Annotated in this window: 15 protein-coding genes; 8 read left to right on the top strand and 7 right to left on the bottom strand. The window is 67.9% G+C overall.

Features of this window, described 5'->3' with window-relative positions; all coding sequences use genetic code 11:
• The first annotated feature begins 36 nt into the window (after positions 1–36).
• Together KZ491_RS08200 and KZ491_RS08195 are read left to right on the top strand one after the other, a co-directional pair.
• Positions 37–1,236 carry a class I SAM-dependent methyltransferase gene (locus KZ491_RS08200; protein ID WP_343225577.1) on the top strand — a complete coding sequence of 400 codons (1,200 nt, stop codon included), beginning with the start codon at positions 37–39 and terminating at the stop codon, positions 1,234–1,236.
• A 26-nt stretch (positions 1,237–1,262) separates the two neighbouring features.
• Positions 1,263–1,649: a VanZ family protein gene (locus KZ491_RS08195; protein ID WP_222565326.1), complete on the top strand. Its 387-nt coding sequence runs from the start codon at positions 1,263–1,265 to the stop codon at positions 1,647–1,649.
• 30 nt (positions 1,650–1,679) lie between these two features.
• Here KZ491_RS08195 and KZ491_RS08190 read toward each other — a convergent pair whose 3' ends face one another.
• Positions 1,680–2,906 (bottom strand): multifunctional CCA addition/repair protein, encoded by a 1,227-nt coding sequence (locus KZ491_RS08190; RefSeq protein WP_222565325.1) that lies wholly within the window; start codon positions 2,904–2,906, stop codon positions 1,680–1,682.
• A 31-nt stretch (positions 2,907–2,937) separates the two neighbouring features.
• Positions 2,938–4,980: a transglycosylase SLT domain-containing protein gene (locus KZ491_RS08185; RefSeq protein ID WP_222565324.1), complete on the bottom strand. Its 2,043-nt coding sequence runs from the start codon at positions 4,978–4,980 to the stop codon at positions 2,938–2,940.
• Between the two features lie 135 nt (positions 4,981–5,115).
• On the opposite strand from KZ491_RS08185, the gene KZ491_RS08180 reads away from it, so the two are divergent.
• Complete coding sequence (locus KZ491_RS08180) at positions 5,116–5,922, top strand: sulfite exporter TauE/SafE family protein (protein WP_222565323.1); 807 nt, start codon at positions 5,116–5,118, stop codon at positions 5,920–5,922.
• Between the two features lie 135 nt (positions 5,923–6,057).
• Positions 6,058–8,982 (top strand): TonB-dependent receptor, encoded by a 2,925-nt coding sequence (locus tag KZ491_RS08175; RefSeq protein WP_222565322.1) that lies wholly within the window; start codon positions 6,058–6,060, stop codon positions 8,980–8,982.
• A gap of 45 nt (positions 8,983–9,027) precedes the next feature.
• On the opposite strand, the gene KZ491_RS08170 is transcribed toward KZ491_RS08175, so the two are convergent.
• The 4 genes from KZ491_RS08170 to KZ491_RS08155 all read right to left on the bottom strand — a co-directional run bounded on the left by KZ491_RS08170 (position 9,028) and on the right by KZ491_RS08155 (position 12,591).
• Positions 9,028–9,765, bottom strand: coding sequence for an endonuclease/exonuclease/phosphatase family protein (locus KZ491_RS08170; protein ID WP_043958067.1), 738 nt, complete (start codon positions 9,763–9,765; stop codon positions 9,028–9,030).
• A gap of 106 nt (positions 9,766–9,871) precedes the next feature.
• Positions 9,872–10,744: a thiol:disulfide interchange protein DsbA/DsbL gene (locus KZ491_RS08165; RefSeq protein ID WP_222565320.1), complete on the bottom strand. Its 873-nt coding sequence runs from the start codon at positions 10,742–10,744 to the stop codon at positions 9,872–9,874.
• A gap of 105 nt (positions 10,745–10,849) precedes the next feature.
• On the bottom strand, positions 10,850–11,545 hold the full coding sequence (locus KZ491_RS08160; protein ID WP_246606628.1) for a thiol:disulfide interchange protein DsbA/DsbL: 696 nt from the start codon (positions 11,543–11,545) through the stop codon (positions 10,850–10,852).
• A 95-nt stretch (positions 11,546–11,640) separates the two neighbouring features.
• Complete coding sequence (locus tag KZ491_RS08155; RefSeq protein ID WP_222565319.1) at positions 11,641–12,591, bottom strand: c-type cytochrome; 951 nt, start codon at positions 12,589–12,591, stop codon at positions 11,641–11,643.
• A gap of 195 nt (positions 12,592–12,786) precedes the next feature.
• Here KZ491_RS08155 and yihA point away from each other — a divergent pair, with 195 nt between their 5' ends.
• The 3 genes from yihA (at position 12,787) to ppc (ending at position 17,722) form a co-directional block, all read left to right on the top strand.
• Positions 12,787–13,392 (top strand): ribosome biogenesis GTP-binding protein YihA/YsxC, encoded by a 606-nt coding sequence (yihA, locus tag KZ491_RS08150; protein ID WP_222565318.1) that lies wholly within the window; start codon positions 12,787–12,789, stop codon positions 13,390–13,392.
• Positions 13,393–13,495: 103 nt separating this feature from the next.
• Positions 13,496–14,860 carry a glutamate--cysteine ligase gene (locus tag KZ491_RS08145; protein ID WP_222565317.1) on the top strand — a complete coding sequence of 455 codons (1,365 nt, stop codon included), beginning with the start codon at positions 13,496–13,498 and terminating at the stop codon, positions 14,858–14,860.
• 69 nt (positions 14,861–14,929) lie between these two features.
• Complete coding sequence (ppc, locus tag KZ491_RS08140; RefSeq protein ID WP_222565316.1) at positions 14,930–17,722, top strand: phosphoenolpyruvate carboxylase; 2,793 nt, start codon at positions 14,930–14,932, stop codon at positions 17,720–17,722.
• A 49-nt stretch (positions 17,723–17,771) separates the two neighbouring features.
• Here the strand turns inward: ppc and KZ491_RS08135 are convergent, their stop codons facing one another.
• Positions 17,772–20,054 (bottom strand): NADP-dependent malic enzyme, encoded by a 2,283-nt coding sequence (locus KZ491_RS08135; RefSeq protein WP_222565315.1) that lies wholly within the window; start codon positions 20,052–20,054, stop codon positions 17,772–17,774.
• A 175-nt stretch (positions 20,055–20,229) separates the two neighbouring features.
• Here KZ491_RS08135 and KZ491_RS08130 point away from each other — a divergent pair, with 175 nt between their 5' ends.
• A complete protein-coding gene (locus KZ491_RS08130) occupies positions 20,230–21,864 on the top strand; it encodes an N-acyl-D-amino-acid deacylase family protein (protein ID WP_222565314.1) in 1,635 nt (544 codons plus the stop codon).
• Positions 21,865–21,897 lie beyond the last annotated feature (33 nt).

Raw genomic sequence — 21,897 nt, 5'->3', positions numbered from 1 at the left:
CGACTGCCCACCGCAATGCCAATCCGAGCGATCCCAGTGAGCCACGCCTCTTCCCACCCGTTCGATCTTCCGCCACCAGCCGCCGAAGCGCTCGCCCACAGTGCGCAGCTGCAGGCCGTCATCGAGCAGCAGATTGCCGACAACGGCGGCGCGATCCCGTTTTCCCGCTTCATGGAGCTGGCCCTGTATGCGCCGGGTCTGGGCTACTACAGCGCCGGGGCGAGCAAGTTCGGCGCCGAGGGCGATTTCATCACCGCCCCCGAGCTGGGCCCGATTTTCGCCGCCTGCGTGGCCGAATCGCTTGCACCGGTCATCCAGCAATGCGGACCGGCGGCACGCATCCTCGAGTTGGGCGGCGGCACCGGCGCGTTTGCCGAAGTCGCGCTGAAGCGGTTGCTGGAGCTGGACGCGCTGCCGGACCGCTACGCCATTCTGGAGCCGAGCGCGCAGCTGCGCGAACGCCAGCGCGAACGGTTGCGCGAGGCACTGATCGGGCCGGTCTTCGACCTGGTGGAGTGGCTGGACGGCCCCTTTGATGATGATTGGGACGGCGCGGTGTTCGCCAACGAGGTGATCGACGCCCTGCCGACGCCGCGCTTCGTCCTGCAGGACGGGCAGGTGCACGAGGAGCATGTGGTGGCGACCGCGCGCGGGTTCGCCCGCGAACTGCGCCTGGCCGACGCGTTCCTCGCCAACGCCGTGCAGCATGTTGGCCTGCGGCTGCAGCAGCCATTGCCCGATGGGTATCGCTCCGAGGTGTTGCCGCAGCTGCCGTACTGGATCCAGGCGGTGGCCGGCGGACTGCGCCGCGGGGCCATGCTGTTTGTCGATTACGGCTATCCGCGCGGCGAGTACTACCAGCTGGAGCGCAGTGACGGCACTTTGCGCGCCTACTACCGCCATCGCATGCACGCCGATCCGCTGCTGTGGCCCGGCCTGCAGGACATCACGGCGTCGGTGGACTTCACCGCGCTGGCCGAAGCGGGCGACGCGGCCGGCTTCGATTTTGCCGGTTACTGCAGCCAGGCCAGCTTCCTGCTCGGCAACGGCATGGCGGGCGTGCTGGAGCGCATCGAGTCGATCAAGGACGAGGAGCTGCGCCAGCGGCGGATCAACGAGGTCAAGCGGCTGACCCTGCCCAGCGAGATGGGCGAGCGGTTCCAGGTCATGGGTTTCGAGAAGGATGTCGAGTTCGGGGCGGCCTTCCTCGCCGGTGACCTGAGTTTCCGTCTGTGACCACGGCGCCGCAGCGGCCTTCGTTGATGCGATCGTTTCGGCGGCCGTGGCTGTGGTTGTCCCTGTGGCTGCTGTTGTTCGTTCTGATTGCGGTCGGCTCGCTGATGTCTCCCGACGACCTGCCGCCGGTGGACATCTCCGGGTTCGACAAGGTGCAGCACTTCGTCGGCTACGCGTTGCTGTCGGCCGGCGCGGTCTCGCTGTTCGCGCGGATGCGTACCCAGGCGCTGATGGCGCTGATCATCATCGCCTTCGGCATTGGCGTGGAATTCGCCCAGGCCAGCATGACCACCGACCGCATGGGCGACGCGGCCGACGCGCTGGCCAATTCCTTTGGTGTGCTCGCCGGACTGCTGCTGTCCGCGACCCCGGCTGCCTTGTGGCTGCAGCGGCTGGACGCGCGGCTGCCGTAGCCCGCATCCGCCACCCGCGACAGGCAGGATCTAGGGGCGCTTGCCGGTCGCGGCGGCCACCGCGGCGATCCGGGCTTCCCGCATCGCCGTGCCGATGGCCGGGCCGGTGAGGCCTGCGGGCAGGGCGTCGGTACGCACGGCCCGCGCCGCGGCATGGGCCGCGCGAAGGCTGTCGCCCTGCGGGTAGGGGTCCCCGGCATGCCCGGTGCGTCCGCGCTTGTCGGCCTCGCAAACGGTCGCCAGTTGGTCGATCCGGCCCGGCTTGCGGAAGCCGTCGCAGCGCTCGATCATGGTCACCACGGTGCTGGCGCGCAGCTCGTCGAAGCGGTGCACGTTAAGGTGCTCGCGGCAGGCGATGGCGGCCAACTGGTGGTGCTCGGTGGGGACTTTCAGGCGCTCGCACAGTGCCCGAAGCGGGGCGATGCCCGCCTGCTCATGGCCGATATGGCGCGGCAGCACATGCGCCGGCGTCAGTGCCTTGCCCAGGTCGTGGGTGAGCGCGGCAAACCCGATCAGTTCGTCGCCGGGCGCCAGCCGGGCGGCCATGTCGCAGACCAGCTCCACGTGCACGCCGGTATCGATCTCGGGATGGAACTCGGCGCGCTGCGGGACGCCGTAGAGGGCCGCCACTTCCGGAAGTACGACCGCCAGTGCGCCGGCGTCGTGCAGGGTGCGCAGGAACGCGGAGGGACGCTGGCTGGCGAGCGCACGACGCAGTTCCTGCCATACGCGCTCGGGTACCAGTTCGGCCAGCTCGCCCGAGGCCGTGATCTCCCGCATCAGCGCCATGGTCTCCGCCGCGACGGTGAACCCCAGCGGCGCGAAGCGCGCCATGAAGCGCGCGGCGCGCAGCACCCGCAGCGGGTCTTCGACGAATGCCGGACCAACGTGGCGCAGGACCCGTGCCTGGATGTCGGCGATCCCGCCGTGCGGATCGACCAGTCCACCCTGCGCGTCCTCGGCGATGGCGTTGATGGTGAAATCGCGCCGGCCCAGATCTTCTTCCAACGACACCGACGGGTCGGCGTCGACCACGAAGCCGCGATAGCCACGCCCGGACTTGCGCTCGGTACGCGCCAATGCGTGTTCCTCGCCGGTATCGGGATGCAGGAACACCGGGAAGTCGCGCCCGACGGGCTTGAAACCGGCCGCTTCCATCGTGGACTGGGTTTCACCAACCACCACCCAGTCGCGATCACCGGCGGGCAGGCCGAGCAGGCGGTCGCGCACGGCGCCGCCGACCAGGTAGATCTTCACAGAACGGGCGCCAGACGTGCGGCCACCGGGCTCACGAACGATCCGCCGTTGGGCTCGGACACGCGAATGACTTGCGCGGTGCGTTGGTCCGGCCGTACAGGCGGTCGCTCAGGCGCAGCGCGTCTCCGTCCAGGCGCCAGTCGTAGATCACGCTGAAGGCGAGCACGCGGGCAACATATTCGCGGGTCTCCTTGTAGCTGATCGTCTCGATCCAGAAGTCCGGATCCATACCCGGGCGCTGGGTCTGCCAGCGGGTCAGCGGCGCCGGGCCCGCGTTGTAGCCGGCGATGGCGAAGTAGGGTTTGCCGCCGTACTGGTCCAGCATCTGGCGCAGGTAGCCGGTGCCCAGGGCGATGTTGGTGTCGGGGTCGTACAGGCTGGGCGGGCCGCCCCAGCTGCGGCCGACGCGCCGCGCCACTGCCTCACCGGTGGTCGGAAGGACCTGCATCAGTCCCATTGCGTTGGCCCCGGAACGCGCCTTCGGGTTGAAGATGCTCTCCGCACGGATCTCCGCCGCGACCCACGCCGGGTCGATGTTGTTGCGACGGGCCTCACGGCGGATCGTCGCATCGTGGTTCAAGGGGAAGCGCATGTCGTAGAGCTGCAGTTCACCCGGCGCCTTGCCCAGCCAGAACACCGCGCGGTCGAACCAGCCGTTGGCCTGTGCGATCTGCACCGCGACCTGGCGTTGGGTGTCGTTGAAACCCGCCACCGCGTCGGCCCATTCCTTGGCCGCCCAGCCGCTGCGGCCCAGGAGGTGCAGGCCGATTGCGCGCTGCAGGGCCGGATTGGCCGCCACGTCCGCGCGGGTGGCCGGCTCGGCCTGGACAGTGGCGGGACACAGCGCGTAGGGCTGGTCGATGCGATCGGCGGCAAGGAAACCGTGGAATTCGGGGAGGCGCGCGGCATCGCGGTATTTCGCCTGCGCGGTGGCCTTGTCGCCGCCCAACTCGGCCAGGCGGGCCTCGAAGTAGGTGTAGCGCGAGTCGTTGCGCTGCTCGGGTTCCATCTTGCGGATGGCTGCCAGCGCGGCCGGCCAGTCCGAACGCGACAGCGCCTCCCGGACCCGCCACTCATGCAGGCGCGCGTCGTAACTTGACGCCGGTACCGCGTTCAGGCGGCGCGCCGAATCGGGCAGATACGACGCAACCGTCCACAGGGCGACCTGATACAGCACGCGGCCGCGATCAGCCTCGCTGAAGTTCAGCGCGCTTGCGTACTGCGGCAGCAGCGACTCGGCGCGATCGGGGTCGGCCTTGCCCAGTTTGGCCAACCCCTGGGAGGCGACGCGGCGACTGCGGTCGGTCTTGGGCCACTGCAGCGCGCGTGGATGGGGATTGTCGATGAATGCCGCGTAGTCCTCGGCCAGACCGCGCTCGGCTGCGGGCAGGCCGCGGGCAATGGCACGCATGACGCCGCCGTCCCATTCGTCGGCGGCCAGCTCCAGGCGCTGCCAACGCAGCGACGCGGGCAGTTCGCCGCGGCTCTCCAGGGCCGCGAACACCGGATCGCAGGACTCAGGCAGTGACTTCCCGGTGCTGGTCCACAGGGTCTGCGCCTGTTGCGTCCAATCGTTATCCATCCGTCCAAGGGCGTGGCGCGCATCCAGCCACGCGCAGCGCAGGGAGGTGCTCGTGATGTCTTCACTCCATGCGGAAAGCACGGCCGAGGGGTCGTCGCGACGGTCGCTGGCGGCGAGCCACGCCTGGCGGAACACCCCGGCAACCGCGGTGCCGCGGTGCTTCTCCAGAAACGCCTCGGCCCGCGCACGCGGCAGCACGTTGATATCGCGCGCGATGGCCGCGTATTCCACCCACGGGAACAGCGGGTGGCGGGCCAGGTCCGCGTATTGCACCGCGTCGAATTGACCGCGCTCGGCCGCGGCGATCGCGCTGCCGATGCGCTCGCGTTGCGGATCAACCTGCACCGCGGCAGACGTTGTTGCCACCGGCGCGGGCGAGCGGGACAGCCCGCCTGCGGGCCTGCCGGAGGTGGCGCTGGATTGGGTGAACGCGGCCAATGGAATCGCGAGCGCGGCGAAAAGGACGGGCAGGAGCAGGGTGTTGGGTCGCATCCGGCGACTATATCCGAGCGCCGATGAACTCGACGGGCCGGAGCAGCCCTGCCGGCGTTGCAAGCCAATGCGCGGAACCAGCCGGCCGCAGGTGCAGCTGTGTTCCACTATCGGTCCTTGATGACGGGAAGTGCGATGAGCGCGTGGTGGCTGTTGTTTCCCCTGTTGGGCGCGGTGGTGGGCGTGCTTGCCGGCCTGCTGGGTGTCGGTGGCGGGTTGGTCCTGGTGGCGGCGCTGGTGTGGCTGCTGCCGCTGATGGGCGTGCCGGCGGAAGCGGCGATGCACGCCGCGCTCGCCAGTTCGCTGGCCAGCATCATCCTGACCGCGGCCGCGTCGGCGCGTGCCCACGCACGCCGTGGCAGTGTGTTGTGGCCGACGGTGGCGTGGATGGTGCCGGGGCTGCTGCTGGGCGGATGGCTGGGCAGCGGGGCTGCGGTGCGCATCGATGATGACGTGCTGCGCTGGATCGTCGCCAGCTATTGCCTGCTCGCGGCGGCGCAACTGCAGTTCGGCCGGCCGCGACAGGCAGCCGCGGTCGGGCAGTCGGCGCCACGGGGCTGGCCGATTCTCGCCGCAGGCGGCGGCATCGGTGCGCTGTCGGCGGTGGTCGGGATCGGCGGTGGCAGTATGACGGTGCCGCTGTTGGTGTGGCGCGGCGTCGCGCCGGTGCGCGCGGTCGGCACCTCGTCGGCGTGCGGGGTCGCGATCGGATTTGCCAGCGCCGTCGGTTACGCGATGCACGCGCCTGCCGGCGCGTTGCCCGCGCACGCCATCGGCTATGTCTACCTGCCCGCTGCCATCGGTGTGGCCATCGCCTCGGTGTTTGCCGCGCCACTGGGCACGCGTCTGGCGCACCGCCTGCACGGCGACGCGCTGAAGCGGATATTCGCCGGCTTCCTGGTGGTGGTTGCGCTGAGCCTGCTGGTGACTGGCGCACTCTGAGCGGCACTTCCCGATCCTTGCAACGGAAGGCATAAAGCTGTGCCGCTTGTGGCCGGACCCGGGATTGTTTACAACAGTGCGTCGTCGCAGACAGGGGTGTGACGCTTCGAAACATTCTTAGGGAGAGAGAAGTCGATGAACGCACCTTGTCGCCACCCACTGGTGGCTGCCGTCGCGCTGTGCCTGTTGGGCGCGTCGCTGCCCGCCACCGCGCAGCAAGCGCAAACCGCCGACCGCCAGCAGGAGGGCCGCAGCGCGACTACTCTGGACAGTGTCCAGGTCACCGGGACCCGCATCCGCAAGGCGGAGATTGAAAGCCAGACGCCGGTGCAGACGCTCACCCGCGAGGACATCGACCGCACCGGCCTGACCTCGGTGGGCGACATCCTGCAGGAGCTGACCGGTTCGGGTTCCGCACTCAACACCAAGTTCAACTCCTCGGGCAACTTCGGTTTCTCACCCAATGGCGACGGCGTCGGCGCCGGCTCGGCCCAGGTCGACCTGCGCAACCTGGGCGCCAAGCGGGTGCTGGTGCTGGTCGATGGCGTGCGCTGGGTCAACGAGTCCTCCGCGTCAGGTGTCGGCGCAACCACCGACCTGAACACGATTCCGTTGGCGCTGGTGGAGCGCATCGATGTGCTCGAGGACGGCGCGTCCTCGCTGTACGGCTCTGATGCGATCGCCGGCGTGGTCAACATCATCACCCGGCGCGATTTCGATGGCGGGCAGGTGACCCTGAACTATGGCCAGTACGGCAAGGGCGACGGCACCCAGAAGGGGCTGGACCTGGCCTGGGGCATGAACACCGAGCGCAGCAATTTCTTCATCGGCGCCAGCCGGGTCGAACAGGACCCGATCTACGCCAACACCCGCGAGCAGTCGCGCTTTCCCACCCCCGGCACCGGGCTGACCTTTGGCAGCTCGGGCACGCCGCGCGGGCGCTTCATCCTGATCGATCCCAACACCGGGGCGGAACTCGACCTGACGCCCAACCAGGGCGACAACGACCCTTTCTACGATCCGGCGCAGACCGGCTGCGACCGCACCGATGGTTTCCACTGCTTTGCGACCGCCGACCGGTTCAACTTCGCCGAATACAACCTTCTGCTGACGCCTTCCACGCGCACCGGCGTGTTCGGCCAGTACCGGTTCTATTTCAACGACAAGGTGCAGGCCTACGCCAAGGTCCTAGCCAACCGGCGCGAGTCGGTCAACCAGGCGGCGCCCGAACCGCTGTTCCTGGGCGCGGACGCGGGCACCGGCAACGCGTTTGCCGACGGCATGTTCATATCGGCGGCCAACCCCTACAACCCGTTCGGCTTCGACCTGGTTTCAGTCGATGACCCGGCCACCCCGCAGAACGACATCAACCTGATCCTGATCGGACGGCGCCCGGTCGAGGGCGGGGCACGTGTCTACGAGCAGAACGTCGACACGCGCTACTTCGCTGCCGGGCTGGAGGGACGGTTCGACGCCGGCGACCGCTCCTGGTTCTGGGACGCCAACTTCTCCACGGCCAAAAACGAGGCGCGCCAGACCAACTACGGCAGCTACGACATCCGCAACATCGCCATCGCCCTGGGTGACCCGGCGGTCTGCGCGGCGACCGCTGGCTGCGTGCCGTTGAACGTGTTTGGCGGTCCCGGGACGCTGACTCCGGAAATGCTGGCCTGGATCCAGCCGGTGGTGCGCGATCGCAGCGAGCAGACGCTGGATATGTTCAGCGCCAACATCTCCGGCGACCTGGTGGACCTGTGGGCGGGTCCGCTTTCCTTCGCCGCCGGCGCCGAACACCGCCGCTACGAGGGGTCCTACCAGCCTGACGCGCTGACGGTCGCGGGTTTCTACAACGGCGTGCCCTCGCTGCCCACCTCGGGCGACTACAACGTCAGCGAGGCCTATGTCGAACTCAACGTGCCCCTGCTCAAGCCCGATACCTTCGGCAAGAGCCTGGAGCTGAGTCTGGCTGGACGGTACTCGGACTACTCGACCTTCGGCAGCCAGTTTACGCCCAAGTACGGACTGCGCTGGCAGGTCGCCGACGAGCTGCTGCTGCGCGCAACGTATGCCGAGGGCTTCCGTGCGCCGTCCATCGGGGAGCTTTTCGGTTCGGCCAGCCGTGCCGACCTGCAGATCAGCGATCCGTGCCTGATCGGCCTGGATGGCAGCCCACCCAGTGGCAACGCAGCCAACTGCGCTGCGCTGGGCGTGCCCACAGGTGCCGTGCAGGCGAACAGCCAGATCTCGGTCACCACCGGCGGCAACCGCGACCTGCAGCCGGAAACGGCGCGCAGCTTCACCACCGGCCTGGTGTTCAGTCCCGGATTCGCCAGCGGCACCTCCTGGTCGGACCGGCTCGACCTGGAGCTGACCTTCTACCGCCACAGCCTGGAGGGCGCGGTGCAGGCCATCGACGCCCAGACCCAGCTGGACCTGTGCGTGCAGACCCTGGACCCGTTGTACTGCGACGGCATCACCCGCTCATCGATCGGCGGCATCAACAGCTTCAGCAACCGCCTCACCAATCTGGGCTCGATCAAGACCGACGGCTGGGACGCCAACGTCTTCTGGGCGCTGCCGGAGACGGCGGCCGGCAGGTTCAAGCTGTCCTGGCAGAACACGCTGGTCACGCGTTACCAGGCGGTCGGTGCCGCCGGCCAGGTGCAGCCGCGCGCGGTCGGAATCGAGGTCAATGACAGTGCGATTCCCGACTGGACCTCGACGGCGCGGCTGGATTGGCGCCGCGACCAGTGGAACGCCTCATGGAGCGTGCGCCACATCAGCGAGCTCAAGGAGGACTGCGGCGATGCGGTGGCGTTTGCGGTGTGCAGCAATCCGGCCGAGGGCACCAACATCCTGCCGGCCACCACCTACAACGACCTGCAGGTGGGCTACCGCTTCGAGTGGCAGCAGGGACTGCAGCTGACCGCAGGCGTCAACAACCTGGCCGACAAGGATCCCCCGATCTGCCTGTCGTGCTCGCTCAACGGCTATGACGCGTCGACCTACGACATCCCGGGCGGCCGTTATTTCTACGTGCGCGCGGACCTGAGGTTCTGACCACGCGGAATGCGGCAGCGGCCGGGATAGCCGGTCGCGGCCGCTTCAGCGCAGTGCGGCGTCGGGTACGTCCAGTTCCAGTGACAGCGCCAGGTGGTCGGACTGCGCGGCGGGCATCGCCTGCGCTCCGGAGCAGCCCAGGTCACTGCTGATCAGGATGTGGTCGATCGCCCGCTGTGGCTGCCAGCTGGGAAAGGTCGGCACCGCGCAGGCTGGCGGCTGCAGCCGGGTATTGCGGAACAACGCCTGCATTTCCGGGCGCTCGATGGCGCAGTTGAAGTCGCCCATCAGGACGGCGTGACGATGGTCCTGCAGCAGCTCGGCGATGAAGCCCAGCTGCGTGCTGCGCGAGTTCGCACCCAGCGAGAGATGGGCGATGGCGACCACCAGCCCGTCGTCGCCTTCACCGAAGCGGGCCAGCAGCACGCCGCGGCCGGAGATGCGTCCGGGTAGCGAGTGGTCAGTCACCTCGATCGGCTGCAGCTTGCTCAGCAGTCCGTTGGCGCTGGAGGCGACACCGGCCATTCGCCGGTTGGGCTGGTGGCTCCAGTAATCAAAGCCACCGTGTCGTGCGAGGTACTCGGTCTGGTTGGTGAAGCCCGAGCGCAGGCTTCCCGGATCGGCTTCGTTGAGGCCGACGATGTCGTACTGGCCCGCCAGTTTCGCGATCAGGTCCAGACTGCCGCGCTTGTTGCCGGCTGGAAGCACGTGCGACCAGCTGCGCGCCACGTAGTCGTGGTAGCCCCGTGTACTGGATCCCGCCTGGATGTTGGCGCTGAGCAGGCGCAGCCGGCGCGAACCCACCGGTGGACCGGCGCCGTCCGGGGCGCCCTGTTCTACGCGGTGATTGGACTCGGAAGCGGGCATGGCAGGCACGGCGCGCGGCAAATCAGCCCCGGTCGTCCGCGGCAGCATCGCCGGCGGGGGCGGCGTCCGCTTGCGGCATGGACTTGGCCGCCCGCTCCGCGGCGATCAGGTGCTCGGCAACATTGAGCTTCTGCTCCCAGTCCTTGACGATGATGCGGTACTTGCCGTCAATGACGATGTCCGGGGTGGACTCCACACCCGAGTGGTGCATGAATTTCAGTGCCCTGCTCATCTTCGCCTTCACGCTGAAGCTGGCCATGGCGTTCGCGAACTGCTTGGGATCGGCGCCAAAACGGCTGTAGAACTGCGCAATCTGGGCCTCTTTCGCGTCCGGCGGCAGGCTGCGCTCAAGGTGGACGGCGTTGAACATCGCGTCGTGGCTCTGGGCCAGCAGCCCATTGGCCTGCGCGGCGTAGAAGGCCTTCGCAAAGGGATCCCAGTGACCGCCGAACGGCGCCGCCAGCGGGGTGAACTGCACGTCCTCGGGCAGCTTGGTTGCCCACGCGGTTACCAGCGGCTCGAAGCTCGCACAGGCCGGACAGGTGTAGCCGAACACCTCTACCACTTCAATCTTGTTGTTGTTGGGCTGGAAAGGCTGGCCGTTGGGAATCTCCACGTAGTCCACGCCGGCGACCGGTGCAGGACCTTCCGGAGCGACAATCGGACCCGGCGTACGGACCAGTGTCTCCGTCCCGTTGCCCTGGATGGCGGGCGCGGCGGTCCCGGCGTCGGCTTGGGTGGTCGCAGCTTCCGCCGTGACCGCGCTGGGAGCGGGTTGTGCGGCGGTCGACGCTGGCGCGGCACCTTCGCTGGTGTTGGTGGGCGCCTGCGACGAGCAGGCAGCAAGCGCGAGCACGGTCGCCAGGGTCAGGCCGAAGCGGGGCAAAAAGGGCATCTGTGGTTCTCCAGAAAACGTCGTAACGATCGCGACCGCAGCCGCACTATTCAATAGCAGGTACGCCAGAGCCGCGGTTGATGAGCAGCCAAGGCAGCGGCACGTCTATTTTTTCTGTTGCGCCAGCGTGGAACGCTCGCGGCTGACCAGCGCGTCGGTGATGCGCAACACATCCTCCGACGTCTTGCCCAGCACGCGGTACTTGCCTGCCACGATAAGGGTCGGCGTGCCCTCCACTTCACTGCGCGAAAGGAAATCCCGCGCCGCTACCAGCTTCTCGTGTACCGGCTTGCCCGTCATGGCGGCGGCAAAATCGTCCGCGTCCACGCCGTAGCCGGCGTAGAACTTCGCGATGTCCCGGGGCGTCGCGCCACCGACCGGAAGGCGGCGTTCCTCATGGATCGCGCGGAACATGTCGCGGTGGGTGCGCTCGACCAGGTTCATCGATTGTGCGGCGTAGAACGCCTGTGCGTAGGGAATCCAGTAGCCGCCAAAGGGCGCTGGAACCGAGACCACGTTGACGTCTGCCTTCTGCTGCTGTTTCCACTCCTGCAGCGCCGGCTCGAAGCTCGCGCAGTGCGGGCAGGTATAGCCGAATACCTCGACGACTTCGATCTTTCCCGGGCGTGGCTCGAACGGCGCACCATCGGCGATCACGGCGTAATCCGTGCCCGCAACCAGCGCGTCGGCCGCAGGTGGCGCTGCGCAGGCTAACAACGGCAGCACGGCGAGAAGGGCGGTTGCCACCACGCGGGCAAACCGGGTGCGGCTGGAGATGGGCAGGGCGGAATGAAACATCATTGGCACGGATCCCTCAAACAAGAACGCCGACCGTAACGATACGGCCGGCGCGATGAACGAAAAGCACAGAGCTCAGAACAGGGCGGTCGCAAGCCTCAGCCCTGGGTATCTTCCGGCGCGACGTCGGTGGCGGGCTCAGCACCCTCGGGTGCTTCGGCGGCGGGCGCATCCGCCGCCGGTGGTGTGGCAGCGGTGTCTGGCGCGGCGCCGCCATCAGCGTTGGTGGCGTCCGCAGCGGGCGCTGCGACCGGCGCCGGCGCTGCCGCCATCGCCTTGGCGTCCAGGCCGATGTCGTCAGCGGCCGGGTGCAGGCCCTGCATGTAACTGGCCAGGCTTCCGATTTCCTCATCGGTCAGCGGCTTGGCAATGCTGGCCATGATGTTGAACAGGCGCGGATCGGTACGCGATGTGGTGCCAGCGCGGTACAGCTCCAGCCGCTGCTGGGAGTAGTCGGCGTGCTGGCCGCCAACGTGCGGATAGGCCGGCCCCGGGTTGCCGGCGCCGGACGGTCCGTGGCAGGCCATGCAGGCGGGAATGCCACGAGCCGGATCGCCGCCACGGAACAGCTGCTCGCCGATCTGGTAGAACTTCTTGTCGGCGTAGGGCCCACTGGTTACCACACTGTCATCGGCGACGCCGGCGCCGGATTTCTGGGTCGCGAAGTAGGCACCCAGGTCATGCGCGTCCTGCGCGCTGAGCATGTCGGCGAATGGCTTCATCACCGCGGCCATGCCGTCGTTGCGCTCGCCGCTCTTGAACAGGGCCAGCTGGTGGGCGATGTAGCGCTCGCTCTGGCCGGCAAGGCGCGGGTACATGGGGATCTCGGAGTTGCCGTCCAGCCCGTGGCAGGCGGCGCAGGTGCCGGCCAGGGCTTGGCCGTTCTGGGCATCGCCCCAGGTGGCGTGCTCGGGCGCTGCGGGCGCCAGTGGAGCAGTCTCCACCGGTGCGGCGTCGGGGACCGGGGTCACCGTGGTCTGGGCATAGGCAACGGCCGCCGCCGCGAAGACGACAAGACCTGCGATACCTAGGACGCGGGCGTGGCTCATGGGGCTGGGCTCCGGAAAACGCTGAAGTGACAGCCTGTTAACGGCCGTCGAACTGCAGAATTATCATCGGCGCGGCGCATCGGGTCAACGCGAGTGCCGGGTGCGGCTGCTTTGCGCGGTCGCGCGGCGCACGATTTCCACGCGTGGGACGGTGATTCCCGCGCGTCGCCGCGCCGGCCGTGCGATCCTAGCGCCATGGCCAATCCCCTTATCCGTGCCCAGTACCTGCTGGCCGCGCACACTCCCGCGCAGTTGCCGCCTGACGGTGGCTTCGAGGTCGCGTTTGCCGGTCGCTCCAACGCGGGCAAGTCCAGCGCGCTCAACGCCATCTGCCAGCAGAACGCGCTGGCCCGGGTGTCCAAGACCCCGGGGCGTACCCAGCAACTGGTGTTTTTCGAACTCCCGCCCAGCACCGACCGCTATCTAGTCGATCTGCCCGGCTACGGTTTCGCCAAGGTCCCCAAGGATCTGCAGGCGCACTGGCAGGCGTTTCTTGACCGTTATTTCCGTACCCGCGAAGCGCTCAAGGGCCTGGTGGTGGTGATGGACATCCGTCACCCGCTGAAGGACTACGACAAGCAGATGCTGGAATACGCGGTGAGCCGCGACCTCCCGGCGCACGCGATCCTGACCAAGGCCGACAAGCTCAGCCGCGGCGCACAAGGCACGGCATTGCTTGAGGTGCGCAAGGCGCTCAAGGCCGAGCACGGCGATGCCGTCAGCGCGCAGCTGTTTTCCGGTGAGTCCAAGCTTGGTGTCGATGAGGCCCGTCGCGTGATCGAGGGCTGGCTGGAGCTGTGATCAGCGCGCTCCGGTCGGGCGACTTCACGCGGCCGAGATTGCAATGCAGGCCTGAGCCCGCACATTCGCCAGTGCGATCCCCAAGAGCAAATACGAGGTGCGTGTGTCCGGTTCCAGTCATGTAGAAGAAGTCCTGATCGAGTCTCGCAGCCAGCTGGTGGATTACCTCAGCTCGGGCACGCGTGAGCGCGACGACTGGCGGATAGGCACCGAGCACGAGAAGTTCGGTTTTTATTTCGATGACCTCCGCCCGCCGACGTTTGATGGTGAGCGTGGCATCGAGGCGCTGCTCAAGGGCCTGGTCCAGTTTGGCTGGGCGCCGGTGGAGGAGCACGGGCGGGTGATCGCGCTGACCCGCGATGCCGCATCGGTGTCGCTGGAGCCTGCCGGGCAGCTCGAACTGTCCGGCGCACCGCTTGAAAACCTGCACGAGACCTGCCGCGAGGCGTCCTCCCATCTGCGTGAGGTGCGCGCGGTTGCAGAGCCGATGGGCGTGGGCTTCCTGGGCATGGGCTTCCAGCCCAAGTGGCGCCGCGACGAGATGCCGTGGATGCCCAAGGGCCGCTACAAGATCATGCGCGAGTACATGCCCAAGGTCGGCAGCCTTGGTCTGGACATGATGACCCGCACCTGCACCGTGCAGGTCAACCTGGATGTCGGCTCCGAGGCCGACATGGTGAAGAAGTTCCGTGTCTCGCTGGCGTTGCAGTCCATTGCCACCGCGATGTTCGCCGACTCGCCCTTCACCGAGGGCAAACCCAACGGTTTCCTGTCCTACCGCTCGCACATCTGGACCGACACCGACAACGATCGCAGTGGCCTGCTGGATTTCGTCTTCGAGGATGGGTTTGGTTACGAGCGCTATGTCGATTACCTGCTCGACGTGCCGATGTACTTCATCCAGCGCGGCGACAACTACATCGACGCGGCGGGCCAGTCGTTCCGTGACTACATGGCCGGCAAGCTGCCGGCGAACCCCGGTCACCTGCCGACCCTGCAGGACTGGGCCGACCACACCACCACCGCGTTTCCCGAAGTACGGCTGAAGAAGTACCTCGAGATGCGTGGCGCCGACACCGGCCCGTGGAACCGGATCTGCGCCTTGCCGGCGTTCTGGACCGGCCTGCTGTACGACGACAGCGCGCTCGATGCCGCGTGGGACCTGGTCAAGGACTTCAGTCTTGAGGAGCTGCACGCGCTGCGCAACGGCGTGCCCCGGCAGGCCTTCAAGCTGCCGTTCCGGAAGGGGACGGTGCTGGACGTGGCCCGCGAGGCGCTGCAGATCTCCGCGCACGGACTGGCCCGCCGTGCGCGTCTGAACGATGTCGGCAGCGATGAGTCGATCTTCCTGTCTCCGCTGATGGAGCTGGTCGATGCCGGCGAGACGCCTGCCGAGCGCAAGCTGGCGCTGTACCACGGCGTGTGGGGCGGCAACATCGACCCGGTGTTCCGTGAGTTCGCCTACTGAGCCAAGATGGATCGCGGCCCGGCGGCGCGAAATGATGCACCGCAACACCAGCTGCGTTACCGTTGCTGGATGAGCACAAAAAACGACACTGCTACCGATACCAACGACGATTCGCTGCGCACGGTGAAGTTCGCCGCGGTCGATACGTTCCTCCGCGAAGACGTGAACCTGCTGGGCGGGATGGTCGGCAATATCCTCGCCGAGCAGCGCAGCCCGGACTTCCTGGCGGAAGTCGAGGCACTCCGCCGGGCCGCGATCAGCCGGCGCGAGAACGACCAGCCGGTGACCGAGCTGGCCGATGCGCTGGCCGGCCACGAGTTGCACAAGGCCAGCGACCTGGGCCGCGCCTTCTCCACCTATTTCCAGGCGGTGAACCTCGCCGAGCGCGTGCACCGCATCCGCCGTCGACGCGATCATGAACGTGCCGAGGAGGGTGCCCAGCCAGGGGGCTTGCTGGACGTGATCGGCTCGCTGGCCGGGCAGGGCGTGGAGGCCTCCGAGCTGGCCGCACTGCTGCCGCGGATGCGCATCGAGCCGGTGTTCACCGCGCATCCGACCGAGGCCGTACGCCGCGTGCTGCTGCACAAGGAGCGGCAGATCGTGCGCAGCCTGGTCAACGACATTGACCGTAACCGCACGCCCGCCGAGCGCAAGGCCGACCACGGCCGCATCCGGATGGCACTGACCGCCAGCTGGCAGACCGTCGAGGCGCCAGCTGCCAAGCCCAGCGTGGCCGACGAATTCGAGCACGTCGGGTTCTATCTTTCCGAGGTGTTGTACCGGGTGCTGCCGGTGTTCTTCGAGAACTTCGAGAGCGCGCTGCGCGAGAACTATGGCGATGCGGTGTCGCTGCCCGACGTGCTCGGCTTTGGCAGTTGGGTGGGTGGCGACATGGACGGCAACCCGAACGTGGGTGCGGACACGATTGCCGACACCCTGGCCCGGCAGCGTGAGCTGGTGCTGGCCGCCTACCGCCGCGACATCGGCCGCCTGGCCGACCTGCTGAGCCAGTCGCTCAGCCGGGTGTCGGTCAGCGATGCGGTCATCGAGAAGGTCGCGGCCTACCGCGAGCTGCTACCCGAGGCCGCCGCCGGGCTGCACCCGCGTCATGCCGACATGCCGTACCGGAACTTGCTGATGCTGATGGCGGCCCGGCTGCGCGCCACCAGCGGCGACGAGAGCGTCGGCTATCCCGACGCCGCCAGCTTCGTGGCCGACATTGAATGCATCCACGCCAGCCTGATGGCGAACCGCGGCGAGCACGCCGGAGACTTCGTGCTGCGCCGGCTGCTGCGGCGCGCGCGCTGCTTCGGTTTCCACCTCGCCAGCCTGGACCTGCGCCAGGACTCTTCGGTGCACGACGCCGCCCTGGCGGCACTCCTGCAGGATCCGCAATGGGCCGGGCGCAGCGCCGAGGAGCGGGCCGACCGCCTGCACCGGATGATGGCCGGCGATCTGGCTCCCGCCGATGCCGACGCGAGCGACGCGGTGCGCACGCTGGATGTCTTCCGCGCCGTGGCCCGGCTGCGGCCGCGCTATGGCGAGCGTGTGTTCGGCCCGTACATCATCAGCATGAGCCGCAGTGCCGCTGATGCGCTGGCTGTGTTGGCGCTGGCCCGGGTTGCCGGTTGCATCGAGCCCGCAGGCGATGGGGCAGACGCGGAGCAGGTGGTGCCGCTGGACGTGGCGCCGCTGTTCGAGACCGTGGCCGATCTTGAAGCGGCGGATGCCACCATGCGCGCGCTGTTCGGCGACCCTGTGTATCGGGCACATCTGGCGGCACGCGGCAACCGCCAGCTGGTCATGCTGGGCTATTCGGACAGCGCCAAGGACGGCGGCATCATCGCCTCGCGATGGGCGCTGCAGCAGACCCAGGTGGCCTTGACCACGTTGGCACGGGAGAGTGGCGTCCGCATCGTGTTCTTCCACGGCCGCGGCGGATCGGCCAGCCGCGGCGGCAGCAAGACCGAGCGCGCCGTGATCGCCGCCCCGCGCGGCTCGGTCGACGGCGTACTGCGGCTGACCGAGCAGGGCGAGGTGATCCATCGCAAGTACGGCACCCGCGCGATCGCCCTGCGCAATCTGGAGCAGGCGACCGGCGCGGTCATGCGGGCGACCCTCCGGCCGCGACCGCTGGAAGCCCGGGCACCGCGCTGGCGGGCGATGGCGGCCGAACTGGCCCGCGACTCCAGCGACCACTACCGGGCGTTGATCCACGAACATCCGGATTTTTCCGCCTACTTCCGCGCCGCCACGCCGATCGACGTGATCGAGCGCCTGCGGATCGGTTCACGCCCGGCCAAGCGTGTCGGCAGTGGCGGAGCGGAGTCGCTGCGGGCGATCCCGTGGGTATTTTCCTGGTCGCAGAACCGCTCCGGCCTGACCACCTGGTATGGCGTGGGCACCGCGCTGGAGCGCGGACTGGAGCGTCATGGCGCCGACGCCTACGCCGAGCTGGCGCGCGACTGGCCGTTCTTTGCAACCCTGATCGATGATGTGGAGATGGTGCTGGCGAAGTCGGACCTGGGCATCTTCGAGTGCTATTCGCAGCTCGCCGGCGACACGCCATCGGTGTCGGGCAAGCCGGATCTGCACGCCCAGATGTATCCGGGCATTGCAGCCGAGTTCGGCCGTACCCGTGACGCGGTGCTGGCGATCAAGGGCGAGGACGAGCTGCTCAACGGCGACCAGCGCCTGCAGCAGTCAATCCGCCTGCGCAACCCGTACGTGGATCCCATCAGCCTGTTGCAGGTGGACCTGCTGAAGCGCTGGCGCGCCGGCGACCGCAAGGACGAGGAGCTGCTGCAGGTGCTGATGGCAACCGTCAACGGCATTGCCGCCGGCATCCAGAATACCGGTTGAGCACGCCCGAACGGGCCGGTCACCCGCCCGGCCCGTTCGGCTGTCGGACTCAGCGCCGGCGGGCGGCCCGGATCTGCGCGTCCACGGCTGCGATGGCGGTGAGGTTGACCACCCGCCGCGAGGTGGAGTCGTTGGTGAGGATGTGCGCCGGCTGGTCCAGACCCATCAGGATCGGACCAATGGCGACGCCGTCGGTGGCCACCCGGAACATGTTGTAGGTGATGTTCGCGGCGTCCAGGTTGGGCAGGACAAACAGGTTTGCGCGGCCGTGCAGGGTGGTGTTGGGGAAGATCCGCTTGCGCAGCGCCTCGTTCCAGGCGGTGTCGGCCATCATCTCGCCGTCCACTTCCAGCTTGGGTACGCGGGCCTTCAGGATCTCGCGCACGCGGCGCATCTTGGCCGCCGACGGGTTGTCGTGGCTGCCGAAGTTGGAGTGCGACAGCAGCGCCACTTTGGGCTCCACGCCGAACAGCTTCAGGCGATAGGTCGCCTGCAGGGTCGCCTCGGCAATCTGCTCGGCGCTCGGGTCCAGCTGGACGTGGGTGTCCAGGAAGAACCAGGCGCCGGCATCGTTGATCACTCCCGTCATCGCCGAGGTGCCGGTGATGCCGCGGTCGAAGTCGAACACGCTGCGCAGGTAGCCCAGCTTCTTGTTGAAGCGCCCGACAATGCCGCAGATCATCGCGTCCGCCTCGCCGCGCTCGACCATCAGCGCCGCGATCAGGGTCGGCCGCGAGCGGATCAGCGCTTTGGCCGCCTCGATGGTCACGCCGCGACGCTCGGTCAGCGCGTGGTACTGCTGCCAGTACTCGTGGAAGCGCGGGTCGTCGTGGATGTTGGTCAGCTCGAAATCCACGCCCTGGCGCATACGCAGGCCGAGGCGCTCGATACGGTGCTGGATCACGTCCGGACGACCGACCAGGATCGGCGTTGCCAGGCCCTCGTCGATCACCGTCTGCACCGCGCGCAGGACGACTTCCTCCTCGGCCTCGGCGTAGACGATGCGCTTGCGGTCGTGGCGGGCACGGTCGTAGACCGGCTTCATCAGCAGGCCGGTGCGATGGACGAACTGGCCCAGCTGCTCCTCGTACGCCGCCATGTCGGCGATCGGTCGCGAGGCCACACCCGAATCCATCGCCGCGCGGGCGACCGCCGCGGAAACCATCACCATCAGGCGTGGATCGAATGGACGCGGGATCAGGTACTCGGGGCCGAAAGTCGGGACATCGCCGCCGTAGGCCGTGGCCAGATCGCCTGCCTCCAGCCGTGCCAACTGGGCGATGGCGTGCACGCAGGCGAGCTTCATCTCCTCGTTGATCACCGTCGCGCCTACGTCCAGCGCGCCACGGAAGATGTAGGGGAAGCAGACCGCGTTGTTCACCTGATTGGGGTAGTCGGAGCGTCCCGTGGCGATCACCGCATCCGGGCGCACCGCCTTGGCGTCGTCGGGCAGGATCTCCGGGTAGGGGTTGGCCAGGGCCATGATCACCGGGCGCTCGGCCATCGTGGTGACCATTTCCGGAGTGAGGATGCCGCCGGCCGACAGTCCGAGGAACACGTCCGCGCCGTCAACGATTTCCGCCAGCTCGCGCAGCTTGGTATCGCGCGCATAACGGGCCTTTTCCGGGTCGAGATTCTCGCGGCCGGTGTAGAGCACGCCATCGCGATCAAAGGCGAGGATGTTCTCCGGCCGCGCGCCCAGCGCCACCAGCATGTCCAGGCAGGCGATGCCGGCCGCGCCGACACCGGTGGTGGCGATGCGCACGTCCTGGATCTGTTTGCCGACCACTTCCAGCGCATTGAACACCGCCGCGCCCACGATGATCGCAGTGCCGTGCTGGTCGTCGTGGAAGACCGGGATCTTCATCCGCTCGCGCAGCTTGCGCTCAACGATGAAGCACTCCGGCGCCTTGATGTCTTCCAGGTTGATGCCGCCGAAGGTCGGCTCCATCGCCGCGATCATGTCGACCAGCTTGTCGGGGTCGCGCTCGTCCAGCTCGATGTCGAACACGTCGATGCCGGCGAACTTCTGGAACAGCACGCCCTTGCCTTCCATCACCGGTTTGCCCGCCAGCGGACCGATGTCGCCCAGACCCAGCACCGCGGTGCCGTTGGTGACCACGCCGACCAGGTTGCCGCGCGCGGTGTAGTCACGTGCCGCGTTGGGATCGGCGACGATCGCCTCGCAGGCGTAGGCCACCCCGGGTGAGTAGGCCAGCGCCAAGTCACGCTGGGTCACCATCGCCTTGGTGGGGGAGACCTTGATCTTCCCGGGCGGATTCTCGCTGTGGTAGTCGAGGGCGGCTTGCTTGAAATCGTCGTGAGTGGCCATTGCGTACGCGAGGCGGAGGAAGCCATCGATTCTATCGCTCCGCGAGCGCGGCGCCAGCGGCCCCAACCAAACCGTCCATAACGCAGGGCTATGGAAGGACCGCGTTTTATCAGTGTCGCAAGTGCGGGTGCTGACCTATGGTCGAGTCCACTGCATCGCATCCGGGGGTTTGCGCTTGCCAAGTTTTGCTGGATTTCCCGTCGCCCGATTGCTTCGCGTCGCCGTTGTCGCGGGCGCGCTGGTGGCGTGCACCCACGCACCGGGGTCGGACCTGCCGGAGGCGGACCTGTTGATCGTCGGCGGGTCGCTGCATGACGGTGGCACCGGCGCGATGCGCCAGGCCGACGTCGCCATCGTCGATGACCGTATTGTCTGGGTAGGGCCGCACGCATCGCGGCGTTATCGGGCCGCCCGCATCATTGATGCCGGCGGCAAGGTGGTCGCGCCGGGCTTCATCGATCCGCATTCGCATCCCGACACCTACATCCGTTCCGACGATCCGGCCCAGCGGCGCAACGCGCCGTGGCTGTATCAGGGTGTGACCACGATCGGCATCGGGGTCGATGGTGGCGGCAGCCCGGATATCGCCAAGCAGCGGGCATGGTTCGAAGGCAACGGGGTTGGAACCAACCTGGTGCCATATGTCGGGTTTGGCGCGGTGCGCTCACGGGTGCTCGGGCAGAGCGCGCGTGTCCCGGATGCGGTCGAGCTGGCGCAGATGCGCGAGCTGGTGGCATCGGCGATGTGCGAGGGCGCGTTCGGCCTGTCGAGTGGGCTTTTCTACGTACCCCAGAGCTACGCGACCACGGACGAGGTGGTCGCCGTCGCCAGCGAGGCCGCGCGCCGGGGCGGGCTGTACGACACCCACCAGCGCGACGAATCCTCCTACGGGGTCGGCCTGGTCGAGTCGACCCGGGAAGCAATCGAGATCGGCCGGCGCGCGGGCATGCCGGTGCACATCGCCCACATCAAGGCGCTGGGCGTGGATGTGCATGGCAAGGCTGCCGAACTGGTCGCCCTGATCGAGCAGGCGCGCTCGGACGGCCAGCGGGTGACCGCCGACCAGTACCCGTGGCTCGCCTCCGGGACGGGACTGGCGGCTGCGTTGCTTCCGCCCTGGTCACGCGAGGGCGGGCACAAGGCGATGCTGGAGCGCTTCGCCGATCCCGCGCAACTGGCCGACATCCAAGAGGAAATGCGCGACAACCTGCGCCGCCGTGGCGGTGCCGACGCGATCCTGTTGACCTCCATCGGCGAGGAATGGACCGGGATGACGCTGGCGGAAGTTGCGGCCGACTGGCGCGTGTCCGCGGTCGACGCCGCACTGCGCATCATCGGCCAGGACGAGCGTCCGCCCGGCGTGCGCAGCAGCGCGTCGATCGCGTCCTTCAACATGCGCCAGGACGACGTGGACCTGCTGATGCAGCAGCCCTGGGTGGTTACCAGCTCCGATGGGTCCAACGGCCATCCGCGCCAGTACGGCAGCTTTCCGGAGAAGTTCGCCCGCTACGTGCGCGAGAGGAAGTTGCTCGATATTGCCACCTTCATCCACCGCTCCACCGGCCTGACCGCCGATATCCTCGGTCTGCAACAGCGCGGCCACCTGAGGCCGGGGTACTTCGCCGACGTGGTGGTGTTTGATCCGGCGACCCTGGCGGCCCGGGCCACCTACGTCGAGCCGCGCGAGCTTTCGGTCGGCGTGAGCCATCTGATCGTCAACGGCGTCGTTGCGATCAGCGATGGCGGGCAGACGGATGAGCTCGGCGGCCGGATGCTTCACCATGTGCCAACCGAAGGCACTTGCCCGTGACTGCGGATGCGCGTTTGATCACTCTTCACAACC

The organism is Novilysobacter antarcticus, assembly GCF_019802285.1.
GTDB classification, from domain to species: domain Bacteria; phylum Pseudomonadota; class Gammaproteobacteria; order Xanthomonadales; family Xanthomonadaceae; genus Novilysobacter; species Novilysobacter antarcticus.
Note: the sequence above shows the minus strand (reverse complement) of the source record. Positions and strands in the feature narration are given on the sequence as shown.

Bases quoted from the DNA above. Each gene is read 5' to 3' on its own strand.
- KZ491_RS08180 (WP_222565323.1), top strand. From the start codon at position 5,116: ATGAGCGCGTGGTGGCTGTTGTTTCCCCTGTTGGGCGCGGTGGTGGGC.
- KZ491_RS08160 (WP_246606628.1), bottom strand. From the start codon at position 11,545: ATGATGTTTCATTCCGCCCTGCCCATCTCCAGCCGCACCCGGTTTGCC.
- KZ491_RS08165 (WP_222565320.1), bottom strand. From the start codon at position 10,744: ATGCCCTTTTTGCCCCGCTTCGGCCTGACCCTGGCGACCGTGCTCGCG.
- KZ491_RS08185 (WP_222565324.1), bottom strand. From the start codon at position 4,980: ATGCGACCCAACACCCTGCTCCTGCCCGTCCTTTTCGCCGCGCTCGCG.
- KZ491_RS08195 (WP_222565326.1), top strand. From the start codon at position 1,263: ATGCGATCGTTTCGGCGGCCGTGGCTGTGGTTGTCCCTGTGGCTGCTG.
- KZ491_RS08155 (WP_222565319.1), bottom strand. From the start codon at position 12,591: ATGAGCCACGCCCGCGTCCTAGGTATCGCAGGTCTTGTCGTCTTCGCG.
- ppc (WP_222565316.1), top strand. From the start codon at position 14,930: ATGAGCACAAAAAACGACACTGCTACCGATACCAACGACGATTCGCTG.
- KZ491_RS08175 (WP_222565322.1), top strand. From the start codon at position 6,058: ATGAACGCACCTTGTCGCCACCCACTGGTGGCTGCCGTCGCGCTGTGC.
- KZ491_RS08135 (WP_222565315.1), bottom strand. From the start codon at position 20,054: ATGGCCACTCACGACGATTTCAAGCAAGCCGCCCTCGACTACCACAGC.
- yihA (WP_222565318.1), top strand. From the start codon at position 12,787: ATGGCCAATCCCCTTATCCGTGCCCAGTACCTGCTGGCCGCGCACACT.